This is a genomic window from Bifidobacterium sp. WK012_4_13 (assembly GCF_041080835.1).
GTDB lineage: Bacteria > Actinomycetota > Actinomycetes > Actinomycetales > Bifidobacteriaceae > Bombiscardovia > Bombiscardovia fermentum.
This window is the reverse complement of record NZ_CP129683.1, coordinates 13,373-33,819: the sequence shown is the minus strand read 5'-3', so window position 1 is coordinate 33,819 and position 20,447 is coordinate 13,373. Positions and strand designations below refer to the sequence as shown.

Sequence of the window (20,447 nt, the reverse complement as noted above, 5' to 3'; positions counted from 1 at the left end):
TCGTATGATGCATGACGGCATTTCCATAACTGAACGGCAATTCAGCCGGTTTCAGGCATTCGCAATGAATTTGACACTCCTCCTTGACTGAAATTCCGAGTTTTGCGGCAATTGCAGAGTACACGGCCCGAAAATCGCTGCAATGGCCGTTGGCACAATGCGGTTTTTCGACCAAGATACTGTGGAATTGCCGCAAAACTCAAAAACTCGGCAATCACATGCCCTATACCATCCAATAATGCTCTATTCGAGGTCATATTCCTTCGCAATGACGTTCCACATTGCATCGGCGGCATTCTCGACGGTGTCATTGACTATTACGACATCGAACTCCCCTTCGCTCGCAAGCTCTATGCGGGCGGTCGCAAGACGCTTCTTGCGCTGTTCCTCGTTCTCAGTGCCACGTGACGCGAGGCGGCGGATAAGATCGTCAAAGCTCGGGGGTGCCAGAAAGACGTATACCACATCGAGATTCAGCTCCCGAGCCCGTTCGCGAACGCGATGAGCGCCCTGAAGGTCAATCTCAAGAATCGTCGGTATGCCCTGTGCCATGTGATCAAGCACAGGTTGCAGCGGAGTCCCGTAGTGTGCCATGTTGTGCACGAGCGCCGTCTCCAGGAATTCGCCACGTCGTTCCATGGCAGTGAATTCGTCTTCCGAGACGAACCAATAGTTGATTCCGTCTCGTTCGCCAGGGCGAGCCTCACGCGTGGTAGCCGAAACCGAAACCCACACATTGGGATGCTTCGACCTGAGCTTCGCCTCGACGGTTCCCTTTCCCACGGCGGTCGGCCCCGTAAGCACGATGAGCCGTTGGCGGCCGTGCAGATTGCCTATGGCCTTAGAATCTTCGCGGCCTGCATCCAAGACATCGGACTCGCCCGAAACAGTCGGGGAGAGATCCTTCGATTCCATTGACATGGATTCAGTGACTGTCACGACTGATTTCCTCCGCTTCTGGCTTCCTTCGTCGCCTTTACCGCCGTCGTTGCAGCCGGTCTCTTCGCAAGGTCTGCATCTGCGACGATGGAACCGTCTTCGACCACACCCTGCTTCACGCTGTAGTCACCAGCCAGATTGCCGGTCACGGCCTCTTTCGTCGCCTCCGACAATGCCTGTCTGACTTCCAGCGCTATGCTCTTCGTCGCATGTGAGAGCTTGTCGATCTGCGGGCCATGAATTGCAATGGAACGGGAAACCGTTACCAGAACATTACCCTGAGTCCCTGCGAAAACCGTTTTCAAATCCTGTGCGTCTGCGCCCTGCCAGCCATATCCCGGTGAAAGTATCGGGCCCGTGAACCGGGAGGGATCGACGCCACCGGTATCTATCCACTGCCCTATCGTCGCACCGATGATCAGGCCGACCGATCCCATGCCGTCCATGCTCTGATTGAACTTCTGCGCGGTTCCTGCGATGCCATACGCAACCGTTCTGCCCTTGTAAGAACCGCTCTGGCGAATTGCGGATTGCAGACTCGTTCCCTCGCTGTTGGATGTGATGGAAGCGATGAAAACCCCTCGCCCATAATCGAGAGCCTCGTTGGTGAGATTGTTCAGCGAACGTGCACCATAGTATGGAAGCAAGGTTATGGCATCTGCCTTCAAGGGCGCGTCAGGCTTGAAATACGCATCGGCGATTGCCGAGATGGTTGTCGAAAGACCTCCGCGCAAACAGTCGACGATGGTGATGATTCCCATCTGCCGCGCGGCGTACAGCACGCGTTCAAGAGCCGCATAGCCCTTGGATCCGTATCTTTCGAACATCGGTGTCTGAAACTTCACCGCAGCCGCCCGGCCGTGGGCGGCCTGAAGCATTCGCATGGAGAACATCTCCGCTCCATCGGCATCGACCTGGTATCCCCACTCGCTGAGAATCTTTCGATGCGGATCTATGCCAACGCAGAGCGGCCCGAATTTTGACATCGAAGAACTTAAGCGAAGACCGAAATCCGATCGTCGCGCCTTGATCTCCTCTTCTCGGGTTGCTTCTGACATCAGCTGTCCTGCCTCTCGAGCTCATGAATCTGCTCCGCGCGTTCCTGGATGCTCTCAATCTGATAGTCGTTCCTGCGCACTGCCTCGATTGCCATCAGCGCGGCGGAGAATTCGGTTATCGTGGTGAAATGTGGCAGGTCGGCCGCGATTGCAGCGGCACGAATGGAATAGCCATCAGATCTCGACCCCTTTGAATTCGGGGTGTTGAGAATCATGTTGATGGTGCCATCCTCGATCAAATCGACGACGTTCTTCTCACCCTTGTCAGAGGAGCCCTCGGAATCCTTCGAGCCGTCAGTCATGGGCTGCGGCGTGTCGACGCGCGTGCCCAGCTTCGCAACGACATTCGCCTCCAGGCCATACCTGCGCAGCACCGATGCCGTGCCCTCGGTCGCATAGAGATTGAAGCCAAACTCATGCAGACGCTGTGCCATCAATGGGAGCTGACGCTTGTCGCTGTCATTCACGGACAGGAATACATTCCCCTCGGTGACCAGACCGCCAGCGTATGCTGCGAGCTGGCTCTTGGCGAAGGCGTGGGGGAAGTCACGGTCGAAGCCCATGACCTCACCAGTCGAACGCATCTCAGGTCCGAGGATGATATCGACCGTTCGTCCGACCGTCGTTCTGAATCGCTTGAACGGCAATACCGATTCCTTGACCGCAACCGGCTGGCCGCGACGAATCATGCCGCCATCCCCTACTGGCAGCAGCAAGCCGTTCCTGCGCTGGTCCTCGATGGTCTCCCCGGTCATGATGCGCGCGGCAGCCTTCGCGAGAGCGGTCCCGGTCGCCTTTGATGCGAATGGGACAGTTCTGGATGCGCGTGGATTCGCCTCGATGACATACAGGGTGTTCGCCATGTACGCATACTGAACGTTGATCAGCCCACGAACGTCGCATCCACGCGCAATGGAGAGCGTGGCCTCGCGCAGCCGTTCCATCTGGTCGTCGGAAAGCGTGCTTGGCGGCAATGTGCAGGCCGCATCGCCCGAATGGACGCCCGCTTCCTCGACATGCTCCATGATGCCCCCGATATAGAGGTCGGTTCCGTCATATATCGCATCGACATCGATTTCGATCGCATCCTGAAGGAACTTGTCGATGAGCAGCGGCGATGGCAGTCGCCCGGACACGACCGTATCCGCCTTTGCCTCATCGAGCGCCTTGTTGACGTAGGTCTTCAGCTGGGAATCGTCATACACGATCTCCATACCACGGCCGCCGAGAACATAGGATGGCCTCACCAGGACCGGATACCCGATGCTGTGAGCGGCATCCTGAGCTTCCTCGAAGGACAGGGCCGTTCCATAGCGTGGGGCGTTCAGGCCTTCACGCTTGAGCACCTCGCCGAAAAGCTCACGGTTCTCAGCCAGATCGATCGCCTCCGGGGACGTGCCGAGAATCGGAACGCCGGCAGCCTTGAGTCTGGCAGCGAGGGAAAGCGGCGTCTGACCTCCGAGCTGCACGATGACTCCCTTGATGGGACCCATCTTCTTTTCGGCTGCATACACTTCAAGAACGTCTTCGAAGGTAAGTGGCTCGAAATACAGCCGGTCTGACATGTCGTAATCCGTCGAAACGGTCTCAGGATTGCAGTTGATCATGATCGTGTCATATTTCTTGCCGAGTTCCTGAACGGCATGGACGCATGTGTAGTCGAACTCGATGCCCTGCCCGATTCTGTTGGGACCGGATCCAAGGATTATGACCGCCTCGCGGCTTCTTGGACGAATCTCCGACTCGTCGGCGTAGCATGAATAGTAATATGGCGTGACTGCGTCGAATTCCGCGGCACATGTGTCGACGGTCTTGTATACCGGTCGCAGGCCATAGTTCCACCGCAATTCGCGGACCGCGTTCTCACCCTCATCCCCAAGATTCCTCAGATGGGCGATCTGCAGGTCGCTGAGACCCGATTGCTTGGCCTCCCGGAGCAGAGGGCCGCCAAGGCTTTCGGCCTGCTGCACGCGCATGGCGACTTCATTCATTTCCCTGATCTGTTCAAGGAACCAACGGTCGATCTTGGTCGCAGCATAGATCTGCTCGACGCTCGCACCGCCCCACATCGCGCGCTGCACCTGCAGATAGCGATGTTCGGTTGGCCGACTCATGTCTCTCAGCAGCTGACTGACCTCATCGGCCGAGGGCTTGCCGCCATCCCATGAAAAGTTCATGTGGCGCTTGTCAATCGAGCGTAGCGCCTTGCCCAGAGACTCGCGGAAATTACCTGCAAGTGCCATTGCCTCACCAACGGATTTCATCGAAGTGGTGAGCGTCGTGTCGGCATTTGGGAATTTCTCAAAGGTGAAGCGCGGAATCTTGGTCACGACATAGTCTATGGTCGGTTCGAAGCTCGCCGGGGTCGACTGCGTGATATCGTTCTGGATTTCGTCCAAGGTATAGCCAAGGGCGAGCTTGGTGGCGATCTTTGCTATGGGGAATCCGGTCGCCTTCGAAGCGAGTGCGGAGGAGCGTGACACGCGTGGGTTCATCTCTATGACGATAAGTCGGCCGGTCTCCGGATGAACGGCGAACTGTATGTTGCAGCCGCCAGTGTCGACGCCTACGCCACGGATGATCTTGATGCCGACATCGCGCATCTTCTGATATTCACGGTCCGTAAGCGTGAGGATGGGGGCAACGGTCGTCGAATCCCCGGTGTGGACGCCGACAGGATCGACATTCTCTATGGGGCAGATCACCACGACGTTGTCGTTCTTGTCGCGCATCAGCTCAAGCTCATATTCCTTCCAGCCCTCGATGCCCTCTTCCAAGAGTATCTCGTGGGTTGGTGAGTAATGCATGCCTGCACCCGCTATGCGATGAAGCTCCTCGACGTTGTGGGCGATGCCCGATCCGAGACCGCCCATCGTAAAGCTTGGGCGAACCACCAAGGGATAGCCAAGGTCATCGGCAGCTGCCTCCGCCTCATCCATGCTGTGGGCGATGAGTGAGCGGGCCGACTCCGCACCAGCCTTGTCGACGACCTTCTTGAACAGGTCGCGATCCTCGCCACGATCGATCGCGTCAAGCGATGCGCCTATGAGCTCGACGTCATACTTCTTGAGAATTCCTGCCTCGCCCAGAGCCATCGCGGCATTCAGCGCGGTCTGTCCACCAAGTGTCGGCAGAAGCGCATCTGGCCGCTCCTTAGCGATGATCTTCTCAAGTATGGATGTGTCGATTGGCTCGATGTATGTGGCATCTGCCATTTCAGGGTCAGTCATGATCGTTGCAGGATTGGAATTGACCAGAATCACGCGGATTCCCTCTTCGCGCAACACACGACATGCCTGCGTTCCTGAATAGTCGAACTCTGCTGCCTGACCAATGACGATTGGCCCTGAGCCAATGACCATAACCGAATGGATGTCGGAGCGCTTAGGCATTCCTCTCCCCCTCTGTCTCGTTGTGTTCCTGAGAATCGTGAGCTTCCTGAGATGTTCTCATCAAGGCGATGAACCGGTCGAACAGATACGTCGCATCATGCGGCCCAGCCGACGCCTCCGGATGATATTGCACTGAGAACGCTGGAATGTCGAGACATTGCAACCCCTCGACGACATCGTCGTTGAGCCCTATCTGCGAAACCCGTACCTTCCCGAAGCGAGAGCCATCGAATGGCGATGCTATATCGGTGCCAAGGGGTGCATCCACGGCGAAGCCATGGTTCTGGGATGTGATGGACACCTTGTCCGTATCCACATCCTTCACGGGCTGATTTATGCCACGATGACCAAATTTGAGCTTGTACGTTCCAAATCCAAGAGCCCTTCCCAGCAGCTGGTTGCCGAGGCAGATGCCGAAGAATGGGTATCCCCTGTCAAGAACCTCACGCAGCAGCGCCACCTCCTTATGGGCCGTCGCAGGATCGCCAGGACCGTTCGAGAAGAAGACGCCGTCGGGATTCAAGGCCTCAAGCTCCTCGAAGGTGGTGCGCTGCGGAAGAATATGAACCTCGCAGCCACGTTCGGCAAGCCGCTGAGGAGTCATGCTCTTGATGCCAAGGTCCAGTGCAGCGACCTTGAAGAGTGGCTCTTTCCCTTCGAATTCGCCACGGGGCGCGATGACTTCCTCCGCCTCGGTGCTGACCTCGTCCATGAGATGCGCCCCAGCCATCTGAGGCGCCTGCTCGACGATGGTGCGCATCATCTCAGCCGTCAGAAGTTCGCCATTGCCCTGAGTCAGAGCATTCCCCGAGAAAATGCCGGCGCGCATCACACCCACGGAACGCAGGTGGCGCACAAGCTTACGAGTATCGATCCCGCTGATTCCGACGATGTCCTGACCGATCAGATCGTCCTGCAGGCTGCCCGTCGCGCGCCAGTTGCTCACATTCGGACTGGGTTCGCGGACGACATATCCGGCGACCCATATTCTGGAGGACTCGTTATCCTCCCCATTGACACCGGTATTTCCAATATGTGGAAAAGTCTGTATCAATATCTGGCGGTCATAACTCGGATCGGTTATCGTCTCCTGATACCCAGTCATGCCAGTCGTGAAAACAATCTCAGCAGTGGTCTGCCCTAATGCGCCAAAGGGCTTCCCCACATACACCTGCCCATCCTCGAGAACGAGGACTGCGTCTTTTGGGGAAAAGCTCTCAACTGCTGTGGCGTCGGAATCGTACAAGTTTACCAAACCCCCTTATACAGCGGATAGTCGTAACTACAGTATCCATCACCGTGGATAATTTTACGTTACGCAAGTCTTCGCCATGCGATGGCAATTCATGCCACGACATGTCCAAAGAAACGAAAACCCGTCCATATCACTTGCGATATGGACGGGCGGTCAGATTCCCCATGCATGGAGGCAGCTGCACTCAGCCTTTCTCCACATTCTCTCCATCGGCAGATGCCAGAGCCGAAACGCTCCCTGCATCATCCGCAGGATTCGTCATGTCAGAGACCTCGCCTTCAGGCGTTTCAGACAGTTCAGCCGTCGGACCCACTGTGGCATTGCTCTCATTTGCAACGCCTTCAGCGCAATCAGGTGACGCAGTAGCCGTCGGATCTTCGACTTTCGCCGGAGCATCCCTCTCAACGTCGGCACCGAACCCATCGAGCTTGCTGTCCTGATGCTGGACTTCCTCGGTGGGAGTGGCCTCATCGAGTTCTTCCTCGTTTCGGGCAGCATCGGTTCGCGCAGCCTCGGTCTCGACGGCCTGGGCTTCCTCGCGTTCCGCAGTCTTGGCGGATGCCTCATCGATGAGTGCCTGTTCCCTGTCGACGGCGACAGCACTGAGCAGACCATGGATGAATGGCGGTGCGTCGGAATCCGAAAGGGTCTTGGCCAACGACAATGCCTCGTCTATGGCGACTCTTTCGGGGACATCGGGATTATATATGATTTCCCAAGCGGCGATTCTGAGGATGTTCCTGTCGACGACTGCCATTCGACTGAGCTTCCAGCCGGTGGAATGCTCATCGAGTGTGATGTCGATCAGGCGGAGATGATCCGAGACTCCCCGAACCAGATCGATCGCATAGTCAGGCAGCGGCGTCTGCGCCCCTGGGCGAAGAATCCGCTCCGCAAGAAGCGAAGGAATGTCCTGTCCTTTTTCGTCCGCCTCATATAGCGTATTGAGAGCCCTCTTACGGGCGGTAGATCGTGCCATTCGTCAACGTGCCTCAGGAATTTTCACGACCAAGATACGAACCATCGCGTGTATCGACCTTGACCCTTTCGCCTTCGTTGATGAAGAGCGGGACCTGAATCTCGGCACCGGTCTCGACAGTCGCTGGCTTGGTTCCGGCATTCGAACGGTTCCCCTGGAGGCCAGGCTCCGTGTGCTCGACCTTCAAGGTAACGGAAGCGGGAAGCTCTACCGAAAGCGCGTTGCCATCATGGAAGCTGATTATGCAGTCGGTGCCTTCCAGAAGGAAACGCTCCTGGTCGGCGATCAGATTCTCGGGAATGTTGACCTGTTCGAAATTCGTCATGTCCATGAACACGAACGAGTCCGCCTCACGGTATGAATATTGCATGGTGCGGTTATCGACCGTTTCGAATTCCATCTTCATGCCGGCATTGAAGGTCTTGTCTACGATTTTTCCGGTAAGGACGTCCTTGATCGTGGTTCGCACGAAAGCCGGGCCCTTGCCGGGCTTGACGTGCTGGAATTTCGTGACGGTCCACAGTTTGCCGTCCAGGTTCAGAACCGAACCGTTCTTGATATCGTTTGTAGTCTGTGCCACGTTCACTCACCTATTCGTATGTATAGAAGCCGCTCGAGCAAGCGGCGAAAAATGCCTTGTTCATTATGCCACAGTGTCTAAACAGTTGGCATTGGCATGAGTTTCCTCCCGGAAATCATTCAGAAAAGCAAAGAAGCCCGGGAAGAATCCCGAGCTTCTTGCTCATGAGCAATGAAGATTACTCAACGACCTTGGTGACACGGCCTGAGCCGACGGTGTGACCGCCTTCACGGACTGCGAAGGTCAGGCCCTCTTCCATGGCGATTGGCTGGATCAGCTCAACCGAGAAGGTTGCGTGATCGCCAGGCTGAACCATTTCGATGCCCTCTGGCAGCGTGATGACGCCGGTGACATCGGTGGTGCGGAAGTAGAACTGAGGACGGTAGTTGGAGAAGAATGGCGAATGACGGCCACCCTCATCCTTGGTCAGCACGTAGACTTCACCTTCGAACTTGTGGTGAGGTGTAACGGTTCCTGGAGCTGCGACGACCTGGCCACGCTCGACCTGATCGCGGTTGATGCCGCGAAGCAGCAGACCGGTGTTATCGCCAGCCTCGGCCTCGTCCATCTGCTTGTGGAAGGTTTCGATCGAGGTGCAGGTCGTTGCCTGGGTTGCACGCAGACCAACGATCTCGACGTTGCTGTTGACGGCAAGCTTGCCGCGCTCGACACGACCGGTGACGACGGTTCCACGACCGGAAATGGTGAAGACATCCTCGATTGGCATCAGGAATGGCTTGTCGAGATCGTGAACTGGGGTTGGAATGTAGTCATCGACAGCATCCATGAGATCCTTGACGGTCTGCTCCCACTTTGCGTGGTCTGGAGCATCGTCGTGAAGTGCACCGTAGGCTGAGGTGCGGATCACTGGGCAGTCGCGGTCGAAGCCGTTTTCGTCGAGGAGGTCGCGGACCTCTTCTTCGACGAGCTCGATGAGTTCGTCATCGTCGACCATGTCGCACTTGTTGAGGGCGACGAGAATCTTCGGGACGCCGACCTGCTTGGCGAGCAGAACGTGCTCACGCGTCTGGGCCATAGGTCCATCGGTGGCGGCAACCACGAGGATTGCACCATCCATCTGAGCGGCGCCGGTGATCATGTTCTTGACATAGTCGGCGTGGCCTGGAGCATCGACGTGCGCGTAATGGCGCTTTTCCGTCTGGTACTCGATGTGGGCGATGTTGATGGTGATGCCGCGCTGCTTCTCTTCTGGGGCAGAATCGATCTGGTCGAAATCATACTCAGGATTGAGATCAGGGTATTCCTCATGCAGCACCTTGGAGATGGCGGCGGTCAGGGTTGTCTTGCCGTGATCGACGTGGCCAATGGTACCGATGTTAACGTGCGGCTTAGTACGTTCGTACTTTTCCTTTGCCATGTGTATGTCCTCCTGGACGTCTCGTAGTTTGCCTGTGCGAACCACGCACAAGACACTCGCTACATATTACTGGGTAATTGGTTTATTTGCCACTTGGTATCCTCCGCCCAGTCAGCGCTAAACGAGTCTAGCGCTGACTGGAGACAGAGAAAACCTTGGTTTGTATGGTGTGTTGAGTCGAGCGGAAGCCGCTTACTCGCCACGCTGAGCTTTGATGATCTCTTCGGATACTGCGCGTGGAACCTCTGCATATGAGTCCATCTGCATGGTGAACATTGCACGGCCCTGAGTCTTTGAACGCAGGTCTCCGATGTAGCCGAACATCTCCGAAAGAGGCACCTTCGCATCGATGACCTTGACGCCGGTGGCATCGGTCATCGACTGAATGTTGCCACGACGAGAGTTCAGGTCTCCCATGACTTCACCCATGTATTCCTCAGGCGTACGCACCTCGACAGCCATGATCGGCTCGAGAATGACCGGCTTGGCCTTGGGAGCGGCTTCCTTGAAGCACATCGAACCGGCGATCTTGAATGCCATTTCCGAAGAATCGACATCGTGGATCTGACCATCGGTCAATGTCGCCTTGACGTTGACGACCGGGAAGCCTGCAAGAATGCCCGACTGCATGGCCTCCTGGACGCCCGCATCGACGGAAGGAATGAATTCCTTCGTGATATGGCCGCCAGTGACCTTGTTCTCGAACTGGTAGGTCTCGCTGTCTGTCGGTTCCAGAGGCTCGAAGTTCATCAGGACCTTTGCGAACTGACCAGAACCACCGGTCTGCTTCTTGTGGGTGTATTCCTGGTTCATGACAGCCTTGCGGATGGTCTCGCGGTAGGCGACCTGAGGCTTGCCGACGTTGCAGTCCACATGGAATTCGCGACGCATGCGGTCGATCAGGATGTCGAGCTGAAGCTCGCCCATGCCTGAGATCAGCGTCTGGCCTGATTCCTCGTCAGTCTTCACCTGGAATGTGGGGTCCTCTTCAGAAAGCTTCTGAAGCGCGAGGCCCATCTTCTCCTGATCGGCCTTGGTCTTAGGCTCGACCGCAACCTCGATGACGGGATCGGGGAATGTCATGGATTCGAGTGCGACAGGCGACTTCTCGTCGCAGAGCGTGTCACCGGTGGTGACGTTCTTCAGACCGACGAAGGCATAGATGTTGCCTGCGATCGCCTCGTCGACGGGGTTCTCCTTGTTGGAATGCATCTGGAAGAGCTTGCCGATGCGCTCCTTGCGGCCCTTGGTGGAGTCGAGGACGTTGTCGCCCTGGGAGACCTTTCCTGAATAGACGCGCACATAGATGAGCTTGCCGTAGAAGGGATGGGTTGCAATCTTGAACGCGAGGGCTGAGAATGGCTCGTCGGTGCTCGGCTTGCGATCGATTTCCTTGGATTCATCTCCCGGTTCGTATCCCTTGATTGCAGGAACGTCTTCGGGTGAGGGAAGGTAGTCGATGACGGCATCGAGCATGGGCTGCACGCCCTTGTCCTTGAACGCCGAACCGCAGAACACTGGGTAGGCTTCCTTGGTGACGGTGAGCTTGCGCACGGCACCGCGGATTTCGTCCTCGTCAAGGTCTCCGCTTTCCAGATACTTCTCGAGAAGGGTCTCGTCGGTTTCGGCAACGGTGTCGAGCAGCTGCTCACGATATTGCTTTGCCTTGTCCTTCAAGTCGTCCGGAATCTCGATGGTGTTGTAATGAGCACCGAGATCCGCACCGTCTTCCCAGTAGTATGCGACCATGCGAACAAGGTCGACGACGCCGCGGAAGTCGTTCTCAGCGCCGATGGGGAGCTGCATGACGATTGGCTTTGCACCGAGCTTTTCCTTGATGGTGTCTACCGAGTAATAGAAGTTGGCTCCGAGCTTGTCCATCTTGTTGATGAAGCAGATACGCGGAACTCCATACTTATCAGCCTGACGCCACACGGTTTCGGACTGTGGCTCCACGCCTTCCTTGCCATCGAAGACGGCGACGGCGCCATCGAGGACACGAAGCGAACGCTCCACCTCAGCGGTGAAGTCGACGTGGCCTGGCGTGTCGATGATGTTGATCTGGAACTTGTCCTTGTCGTCATGGGTCTGGCGGTTCCAGAAGCATGTCGTTGCGGCGGAGGTGATGGTGATGCCTCGCTCCTGCTCCTGAGCCATCCAATCCATGGTCGCAGCGCCATCGTGGACTTCGCCGATCTTGTAGTTCACACCGGTGTAGTACAGAATGCGTTCTGTCGTTGTTGTCTTGCCAGCATCAATATGAGCCATGATGCCGATGTTGCGGACCTTCGTCAGGTCGGAAAGCACATCTTGTGCCATGTTATCCTCAGCTCTTCTAATCTCTGCTATTACCAGCGATAGTGAGCAAAGGCCTTGTTGGCCTCTGCCATCTTATGGGTATCTTCGCGACGCTTCACCGAAGCGCCGAGACCGTTGGAGGCATCGAGAATCTCGTTGGCGAGACGCTCTGCCATGGTCTTCTCACGACGTGCACGGCTGAAGTCAGTCAGCCAACGCAGGGAAAGCGTGTTCGCGCGTGCGGGCTTGACTCCCACAGGAACCTGGTAGGTCGCACCGCCGACACGGCGGGAACGAACCTCAAGGCTTGGACGGATGTTGTCCAGGGCGCGCTTCAGCACGGCGACTGGCTCCTGATCCGTCTTTTCCTTGACCTGCTCAAGGGCGGTGTAGACGATGTCTTCGGCGATGGACTTCTTGCCATCGAGAAGAATCTTGTTGATGAGCTGAGCTACGACTGTCGAACCATAGATTGGATCTGGCAGGAGCTGGTGCTTCTTAGCTGGTCCTTTGCGTGACATTGTCTTACTTCGCCTTCTTTGCTCCGTACAGGGAACGACCCTGCTTGCGATCCTTGACACCCTGCGTATCCAACGCACCACGAACGATGTGGTAGCGGACGCCAGGAAGATCCTTCACACGACCACCGCGAACGAGCACGATGGAGTGTTCCTGAAGGTTGTGCCCCTCGCCAGGAATGTAGGCGGTGACTTCGATGCCTGAGCTCAGGCGGACACGCGCGACCTTACGCAAAGCCGAGTTTGGCTTCTTTGGGGTTGTGGTGTAAACACGGGTGCACACACCGCGACGCAGTGGGCTTCCCTTCAATGCCAAGGTCTTCGACTTGCGAGGCTTGGCCTTACGTCCCTTACGGACGAGCTGTTCAATCGTTGGCAACTGACTCTCTCCGATTCGATAGTTAATGTTCAGTCTTCGTGAAGCCGCAGCACCGCGACCGCACAATCCCGAACAATCGGAAAGTCAGCCACTGTCCACCGGCCCGATGGCCCCGATCTTGCATTGAGCGAATGACCATCGCATCACGAAGACGAGGATATCCCGCTGCCACACGTCTATCACATAAGACATGCCAGCGGCACACACAAATATTCAGTATATCACATCGATCGAAGGACCGCATCGACTAGGAGAGTCGGAGTGAGCGGGCCGGAGTGAGCGGGTCGGAAGCGGTTCAGAGTGTGCGAATGAGACGACACCAGCGGGCGGATAGCTTCGCATGGCTCTGGATATGCTCGAAAAGGTCTGGATAGCTTCGAATGGGCCTAGGCTTGTCTGAATCTGGATAGCCCCGAAGAGCAGCCTCTACGGCACTGCCTGAATCCGCGGCTTCATGCGTCGCTGACGGTGGAAGCCGCCGCGCGTGCCGCCTCCTGAACTGAAGTCGTATCTGAGGAATCGCCTTCGCTGCCCGTCAGAGTCGTGAACGGCGGTTCGGCAGCTGTCGAAGATGGCCTGCCGAGGGTTTCCCCAAGCAGCGACGCACAATACATCAATACCTGTGCAATCAGGTTGAACCAGATGAGCACGGCAAGGATCGCAGCGAATGGCGCAAGCAAGGGATTGGACGATGCTCCTCCGACGAGTCTGGTACCGAGCATCTGAATGATGGAGAGACACAGGGAGCCAAAGACGCATGCGCGAACTATCGCTGATCTCTCCCGCAGCTCGGCGACTAGCCAAAAGACAACCAGCAGAAGCAGGAAGTTGAATATGACAGTCAGCAGAAAGCCCGAGATATCAACGATGCTCGAAAAGCCCCATGCAGATTGCGGGATCCTCAGAAATTCCAGAACATAGCGGATGGTTCCGCCAGATATGACCGCGGCGACGCTGGAAAGCACGAACAGAATCATGATGAGCATGACAGCCACGGCATCGCGGAGCTTGGAACGAATGGCATCGGCATTCTGCTGCCCGGCATCGACCATGGTTCGCACCGCAGACCTGACCGATCCGAGCCAGCCTATGATCTGCCAGAGGAATGCCAGAAGAGTGAATAGGCCGGTCACGGTGAAGGTCGTAGAAATGGACGACAGCGCCTTCTCTGAGAGTATTGACTTCCCCGAACTTGATTGCAGGCTTGGAATGAAGCTCGCGACCGCATTCAGCAACGTCTCTCTGACGCTCTCGTCGTTGGAGAAAATCAGTCCGGCAATGCTGAACGCGGTCCAGACACCGGCAAAGAACGCGAAAAGAAGACCATATGCAAGTCCACCAGCGAGAAGACCCCCATTGTTTCGCCCATATCGAGCCAATATCCGCCCGGGCAGGGATCTCTGCCAGGCAGTGACGATTCTCTCCAACATTGCTTTCATTGTCCCCATGTCTGCGATTCTATCTGCTTATGACCTGCATTCCATGGATTTTGCGCGCTCTGCGTGACCTGTGTCCCGAATGGAACCTGCATCCCGGATAAGGCACACCTTCATGTACGGTTTTTGAAGAGACTCGAAATATAGGGATTCTCATGGTCTTTGATCATGTCATCCACTGTGCCTGAGGCAACGACCTTGCCTTGGGACAGCAGTACGCACCGGTCGCATTGAACGGCCTCGCTCATGTAATGCGTCGTGATCAGCACCCCGGCACCGTTGTCTGCAGACCCGTGCAGTTGGTTCCATAATTCCATCCGCGCCACTGGATCCACTCCCGAAGTCGGTTCATCGAGTATCAGCAATTCCGGATCATGTGCGGTTGCGATGGCATAGGCCAGCATCCGCCGGGTCCCAAGTGCGAGCCGTTGGACTGGCGTCTTCCCGAGTGAGCGGGCAAACTCCAGTGCCTTGCCATATGCGCTCGGACTGGGATCGCGCGCCGACGAATCATCGTGTCGCTTCTCATGAACGGCATGGCTTCGATCTCCAAGCCGTCGAATGGCACCCTCACGTCTGAAGCCATGTCGTTTCACAGCGCCTCGAGGAAGAAGCTCTGAGACCCTGGAATATATGGAATGGGCAAAGATGAGATTCTGCTCCGCATCGAGCGTTGGGTAGAGTCCCAGCCCTTGCGGAACGTAGCCGATTCCTTCGCGGGACTGAAGGCTCGGCCCCTCGCCGAACAGTGTCGCCGTACCCTCATCCGGCACTTCAAGACCGAGCAGCACGCGCATCAGCGTTGTCTTTCCCGCACCATTGCTTCCGATGAGTCCAACTATTTCTCCGGCGTTGACATCGATGGACACATCGGACAGCGCAGCATGCCTGCCAAATCGCTTCGTGATCGAATTTGCCCTCACCAGCTCGGTGCGCATGGCCCCAGTGCCTGAAACTCGCACCCGCGCATCTTTCGTCGGCTCAAGCGAGAATCGATCAGATCCGGATCCGGTCGATTTAAGAAGTATGATGCAGGCATTTTCAATATCCATCCGTGCCGGCTGACAGCCTTCGGGATATATCGGATTCTCTGCTGGAACCCAGACGAACTGGGTGTTTCCTCGACGCCAGGTCTGCATCGCTTTCGCCGGTTCGCTCGATTCAGGACTCGTCTGTCCGGTCGAATCCTGTACTGCACTCTGTACTGCGCCCTGTACTGCGCCCTGCGCGGGAGCCTGCACATCAACCTTTACAGCAGCCTTCACACCTGCACGGACGGGCCTGCAGAAAAGCCTCCCAGGGACCTGTGCCATAACGTCTGCGGGATTCCCCTGAGCCAGGCTCCTGCCGTGATTGAGCAATATCATCGACGAACCGCGCATCGCCTCATCGACATAGGTCGTGGCCACGACGACGGTCCTCCCAAGCTTCGCTTCGTCATCAATCAGATGCCACAGTTCTTCGCGGCTTATCGGATCCACCCCTGTCGTCGGCTCGTCCAGCAGAAGCAAGTCAGGCTCATGAAGAGACGCCATGATGCATCCAAGTTTCTGACGCATGCCACCGGAGAGATCGCGGGCGCTCCTGTGGCGTGCATCCTGCAGATTAGCCCGCTCGAGGAGGTAATCAATGCGCCGCTGCCGCTGCCTCATGTCCATTCCAAATATTTTGCCGACGAAATTCATGTTGCCAAGAACCGAAAGGTCAGCCCATGTTCCACTATCTGCAGATTGGTATCCGATGCCGCAGGAATCCGGGAGCCCGACCACGCTCCCAGAACCCATCGTGATTTCACCGGCGAGCAGTCTCAGCAGGGTCGACTTCCCCGCACCGTCTCCCCCTACGATGACAGTCACCTCGCCGGATTTGAAACTTGCAGAGAATTCCGACAATGCCTTCACCGAGCCATAGTTCACACTCACATGGTCCATGATGACGTTCATCGCGCACCCCCATGGGTGAGGACATATCGCATGCGCAAGGTCGCAAAGCCGAAGATGACGACCGCCTCCAGCGCCAGAACCGTCAGCGGCAGCCACAGGTCCTGCAACGATGCTCCCCGGAGCATCACGCCTTGCGAGACCTTGTTGAACCATGTCAACGGAAGAGCGTAGCCAATCCATCTGATTGCCGCAGCCATTGACTTCAAGGGGAATATGATGCCGCTGAGAAGGATCTGAGGCATGGTGATCATCAATGCCATCTGAATTGCCTGTCCGCTGGTTTGGGACAAGGTGGAGATGAGGACTCCAAGGCCGAGCACCACGAAGAGGAACAGCAAGACAGCCAGAACGAATGTTCCGACGTCTCCCACGAAGGGAACGCCGAACAGCCATCGGGCAAGGAAGGTGACGATGAGCATGTCGATGATGGCCAGAACGAAATACGGTACGATCTTGCCCATGATTATCGACCCAGAGCGTATGGGCATCACAGCCAGCTGCTCAAGGGTTCCTGTCTCACGTTCGCGGACAAGGCCGATGCTGGTGATCACCGTTCCGATAAGCGTCAGGATAAGTCCTATGAGGCCGGGAACCATAACCCATGAGGTGTCAAGCTCGGGATTGAAAAGCACGGTCACCGTCGAATCATCGGAGAAGGAAGACATGGAGATCTTGGGAATGCTGGCACTCTGCGATATCTGAGGCGGCGTCGGAGCCGCCGGCGGCACCGTTCCACTTTCAATGGCGTTTGAGACGGCGACTCTCCACTCCTGAAGTCGACTGACATAGTCCTTGAATTCCCTGGCGTTGTTCTGAGACAGTTCGGAGAGCATCGTGACCTTGCTTGTGACCGTCGCGATACGCGTCTGGGCATCCTGCGCGACCAGCTGCAGGATCGTCTTCTTCGCAGCCTGGGCGGTGAACAGCTGCGATCCGTCTACGTACACCTTCATGCGTTCCGACAGCGGAGTGCCGGAGGCAGCGCCCATGCTTTGAATGACCACATCGCTGGACTGTGACTTGAGAATATTCTCCGCAGCGGCGCGACCTGACTTCGATGCGTCGACGGCAACGATGTCCATGTCTTCCCGTGCGACCTTGAAGCCGCGAATCGAAGCTGCCAGCGTCTCAGAGTGCGCTCCGATGACCGACACCGAGACCTTGGAAACCGAGAAGTTCGCGGCATAGCCGAATATTATGAGCAGCAAGACAGGCATGACAACAAGCATCGCCAGAGTGCGCCTGTCTTTCAGCAACTCTTGAAATTCCTTTATGATCAGCGCTTTCAATGCTGTCTCCCTCCCCCGATCCTGCGTGGGCTTGCAATCAAGATGCGAACAGGCATGGTCTGCATCCGCAGAATTCATAAATTCGTCATCTGATGAATATATGCTATCATAGAATTCATCGCTTGATGAATAGACTGAAACCATTGGATCCCGAAGCACGGCATGCAATCGCATTACCAGCCATGCAACGAGAGAGCCCATGCCGCTCTGCCTCGGGACACTCTATGACAGAGCGGATAGGACGCACTGGCGAAAGATGGACCGACAAGAAATGCTAAGAAACATATCGGCAAGAGCAATGTCAAGAGATGATGGAATCACTCAGTTACGACCATGGGAAGGATGACGATGTCAACGATCGACGAACACCATAGCCGCAACCCTGACAGAAGGACTCGCCGAGGCAGGCCTCTGGGCCACTCCTCGGATGATGCCGAGCGCGAGATTCTTCAGGCAGCGCGCATCGAATTCGGTCGCAGGGGCTATGACGATGCGACCATCCGCGCCATTGCGAAAAGCGCCAATTGCGACCCAAAGCTGGTCCACTACTACTTCGGCAGCAAGGAAAAGCTGTTCTCACAGGTCATCGTCGACATATACAGGCAGCAGGATCTGGGTGGCATACTTCAACAGAGCGCAGAGAGGACCACGCTGGATGTCACCACAGAATTTGCCCGGGAATATTTGAGGACCGTCGAGATGCCGGGAATTCAGGAAGCCTACATTGCACTCATTCGAGGGATAGGGAGCAACGAGCATGTCAGGACGATATTCCTGCAATTCCTGCACGAGCAGATCATGGCTCTCACGGGTGACACGCTGCGGTTGGACAATGCGAAATTGAGAACCACGCTGTTCGGCTCACAGCTGCTCGGCTTGGCCAACATGCGATATGTGCTCAAGCTTGAACCGCTGGCAGGCATGCCCGTGGAACAGCTTGCAGAACTCATCGCTCCGACGCTCGAACACTATCTTTTTGGAGATCTCGATGTGAGGCGAGAGCAGGAAGCGACTTCCCATCCATAGCTGATGTCTCTCTGACATCTCACTGTTGTCTCACTGATATCTCACTGATATCTCGCACACGCCCCTGCGTGCCAGATGCGAGCATGCGGATGCCGTTCGCTCCGGACCTCGGTCCGAGTATCGGAGACTCCGGGTGCGCAGTTCATGAAGCTGGTCGCTCAGGAAACCCTTCATCGTAGGATCATGCTCTACCGTGTGCGACGATCTTCAGAATCGCGTTGCCGATGACCTGCGTTATGAAGACAAACACAAGAATGAGGATCATGGCCATGAAGGTCACATCCGTCCTTCCACGCTGATATCCCTCCTGCAGAGCGGTCGCACCAAGGCCGCCTCCACCGACCGCACCCGCCATGGCGGTCAGACCAATGAGATTGATGATGGTGAAATTGACGGAACGCACCAGGGAGACCAAGCCTTCCTTGAGATACACGCGAAAGACGATTGCGGCGTTGCTCAGTCCCATCGCCTGAGCGGCTTCGACGACTCCTGGATCCACCTCGAGCAAGGCATTCTGCACCTGTCGCGCAAAGAATGGGATGGTTCCGACGACGATGGGTACGGTCACGGCCGTGGTCCCAATGCTGGTACCGACTATGAGACGCGTGAAGGGCATGATTATGGCAAGCAGGATTATGAATGGAATGGATCTGCCAATGTTCACGATCTGATCGAGCAGCCAATACACGGCAGCCTGGGGGCTGAGTCCGTGAGAGCCGGTAATCAGCAGAAGAATGCCAATGGCCAGGCCAATGATGCCCGCGATGATCATCGCCGAGACTGTCATCAGCACCGTTTCCTGGGTCGCCTGCAGAAAGTCAGATCCCATCTGGCTCGCATACGGGAAATAATGCTCCATCAATGATCCAATCATCATCGCACCACCTTGCTCATTGAAATGCCGTCCTTGCGAAGGTGCAGCTGCACCTCGTCGAGTTGATCGGAGCTGTCAAAGGTCACCAGCATCGTTCCGAGCGGCTTGTTCTGAAGATATTCGATGTTTGCATACAGAATGTTCGCAGTCAATCCAAAGCGCTTGTATATGTCAATCAGGATCGGTTCGGAGGCACGGCTGCCGGAGAAACGCAGCTCATAGACGTCGCTGCCCGCCGCATGCTCGAGAATGGTCGCCTCTGCCTGGTCGATATGGCTGGCAGTGCGAATGAAATCCTGCGTCAGCGCCTTCTGGGGATCGCTGAAGATGTCAGCGACCTCGCCACGTTCGATGATCTGGCCATTCTCCATAACGGCGACATGATCGCAGATTTCCTTGACGACCTGCATCTCGTGCGTGATGATCACAATCGTTATGCCGAGACGTGCGTTGATTTCCTTCAAAAGCTGGAGCACGGCGATGGTGGTCTTCGGATCCAAGGCGCTCGTCGCCTCATCGCACAGAAGAATGCTGGGATCCGTTGCAAGAGCGCGTGCGATTGCCACACGCTGCTTCTGCCCACCTGACAGCTGATAGGGGTAGGCGTCTTTCTTCTCAAGGATTCCCACCAATTCAAGAAGCCTTTCGATTCGCTTTCTTCTCTCGGCCCGTCCGATTCCGGAACCCTTGAGAGGGAAATCGACATTGTCGAAGATGGTCCGCGATTCCATAAGGTTGAAATGCTGGAAAATCATGCCAATATGTCTGCGTTCCTTGCGCAGATCGCGCTGGGACAATGTGTGCAGATCGGTGCCGTTGACCGTGACGGATCCGCTTGTCGGCCTTTGCAGAAAATTCATGACACGGACCAGAGTCGATTTTCCGGCCCCGGAGAATCCGACGATGCCATATATGCTGCCATCATCGACATGCAGCGAGACATTGTCAACCGCCGTCACCACACGTCCCTTTTGCGGGAACTTCACCACAATGTCGTTAAGCTCTATCATAGGGTCCCATTCGCTCAAGAGCGCAGGCCGCACATGCGGCCTGCGCTCGAATCACAGATTTCCGTTGCTCGATCATACCCTTCTTCTCGCCGC

General features: G+C 56.3%; 15 protein-coding genes and 1 pseudogene. 1 reads left to right on the top strand and 15 read right to left on the bottom strand.

What is annotated here, in order from left to right; all coding sequences use genetic code 11:
- Positions 1-243 precede the first annotated feature (243 nt).
- The 13 genes and pseudogenes from gmk to QN062_RS00075 all read right to left on the bottom strand — a co-directional run bounded on the left by gmk (position 244) and on the right by QN062_RS00075 (position 17,444).
- Entirely contained in the window at positions 244-915 is a 672-nt protein-coding gene (gmk, locus tag QN062_RS00135; RefSeq protein WP_369342606.1) for a guanylate kinase, read from the bottom strand.
- Between the two features lie 20 nt (positions 916-935).
- A complete protein-coding gene (gene pyrF, locus QN062_RS00130) occupies positions 936-1,925 on the bottom strand; it encodes an orotidine-5'-phosphate decarboxylase (protein WP_394854725.1) in 990 nt (329 codons plus the stop codon).
- A gap of 71 nt (positions 1,926-1,996) precedes the next feature.
- Entirely contained in the window at positions 1,997-5,389 is a 3,393-nt protein-coding gene (gene carB, locus QN062_RS00125; RefSeq protein WP_369341630.1) for a carbamoyl-phosphate synthase large subunit, read from the bottom strand.
- Positions 5,382-6,644, bottom strand: coding sequence for a glutamine-hydrolyzing carbamoyl-phosphate synthase small subunit (gene carA, locus QN062_RS00120; RefSeq protein WP_369341629.1), 1,263 nt, complete (start codon positions 6,642-6,644; stop codon positions 5,382-5,384). Before carA ends, carB begins: the two co-directional genes overlap by 8 nt.
- 367 nt (positions 6,645-7,011) lie before the next feature.
- Positions 7,012-7,623, bottom strand: a pseudogene (gene nusB / locus QN062_RS10060) (transcription antitermination factor NusB); the annotation flags it as partial.
- Between the two features lie 13 nt (positions 7,624-7,636).
- Entirely contained in the window at positions 7,637-8,203 is a 567-nt protein-coding gene (gene efp / locus QN062_RS00110) for an elongation factor P (protein WP_369341628.1), read from the bottom strand.
- Positions 8,204-8,381: 178 nt separating this feature from the next.
- Positions 8,382-9,581: an elongation factor Tu gene (tuf, locus tag QN062_RS00105; RefSeq protein ID WP_369341627.1), complete on the bottom strand. Its 1,200-nt coding sequence runs from the start codon at positions 9,579-9,581 to the stop codon at positions 8,382-8,384.
- 192 nt (positions 9,582-9,773) lie between these two features.
- Positions 9,774-11,900: an elongation factor G gene (gene fusA / locus QN062_RS00100; RefSeq protein ID WP_369341626.1), complete on the bottom strand. Its 2,127-nt coding sequence runs from the start codon at positions 11,898-11,900 to the stop codon at positions 9,774-9,776.
- 29 nt (positions 11,901-11,929) lie between these two features.
- Positions 11,930-12,400: a 30S ribosomal protein S7 gene (rpsG, locus tag QN062_RS00095; protein WP_369341625.1), complete on the bottom strand. Its 471-nt coding sequence runs from the start codon at positions 12,398-12,400 to the stop codon at positions 11,930-11,932.
- A 4-nt stretch (positions 12,401-12,404) separates the two neighbouring features.
- Positions 12,405-12,776 (bottom strand): 30S ribosomal protein S12, encoded by a 372-nt coding sequence (rpsL, locus tag QN062_RS00090; protein ID WP_094694044.1) that lies wholly within the window; start codon positions 12,774-12,776, stop codon positions 12,405-12,407.
- 452 nt (positions 12,777-13,228) lie between these two features.
- A complete protein-coding gene (locus QN062_RS00085; protein ID WP_369341624.1) occupies positions 13,229-14,215 on the bottom strand; it encodes a YihY/virulence factor BrkB family protein in 987 nt (328 codons plus the stop codon).
- A 110-nt stretch (positions 14,216-14,325) separates the two neighbouring features.
- Positions 14,326-16,155: an ATP-binding cassette domain-containing protein gene (locus QN062_RS00080; RefSeq protein ID WP_369341623.1), complete on the bottom strand. Its 1,830-nt coding sequence runs from the start codon at positions 16,153-16,155 to the stop codon at positions 14,326-14,328.
- The gene (locus QN062_RS00075; RefSeq protein WP_369341622.1) at positions 16,152-17,444 is read right to left on the bottom strand and encodes an ABC transporter permease; all 1,293 of its coding nucleotides are present in this window, start codon (positions 17,442-17,444) and stop codon (positions 16,152-16,154) included. The genes QN062_RS00080 and QN062_RS00075 overlap by 4 nt, the downstream gene beginning before the upstream one ends.
- 348 nt (positions 17,445-17,792) lie before the next feature.
- Here QN062_RS00075 and QN062_RS00070 point away from each other — a divergent pair, with 348 nt between their 5' ends.
- Positions 17,793-18,470, top strand: coding sequence for a TetR/AcrR family transcriptional regulator (locus QN062_RS00070; RefSeq protein ID WP_369341621.1), 678 nt, complete (start codon positions 17,793-17,795; stop codon positions 18,468-18,470).
- A gap of 181 nt (positions 18,471-18,651) precedes the next feature.
- Here the strand turns inward: QN062_RS00070 and QN062_RS00065 are convergent, their stop codons facing one another.
- Entirely contained in the window at positions 18,652-19,347 is a 696-nt protein-coding gene (locus tag QN062_RS00065; RefSeq protein ID WP_369341620.1) for a methionine ABC transporter permease, read from the bottom strand.
- Positions 19,344-20,354: a methionine ABC transporter ATP-binding protein gene (locus QN062_RS00060; protein WP_369341619.1), complete on the bottom strand. Its 1,011-nt coding sequence runs from the start codon at positions 20,352-20,354 to the stop codon at positions 19,344-19,346. Before QN062_RS00060 ends, QN062_RS00065 begins: the two co-directional genes overlap by 4 nt.
- Positions 20,355-20,447: the final 93 nt, after the last annotated feature.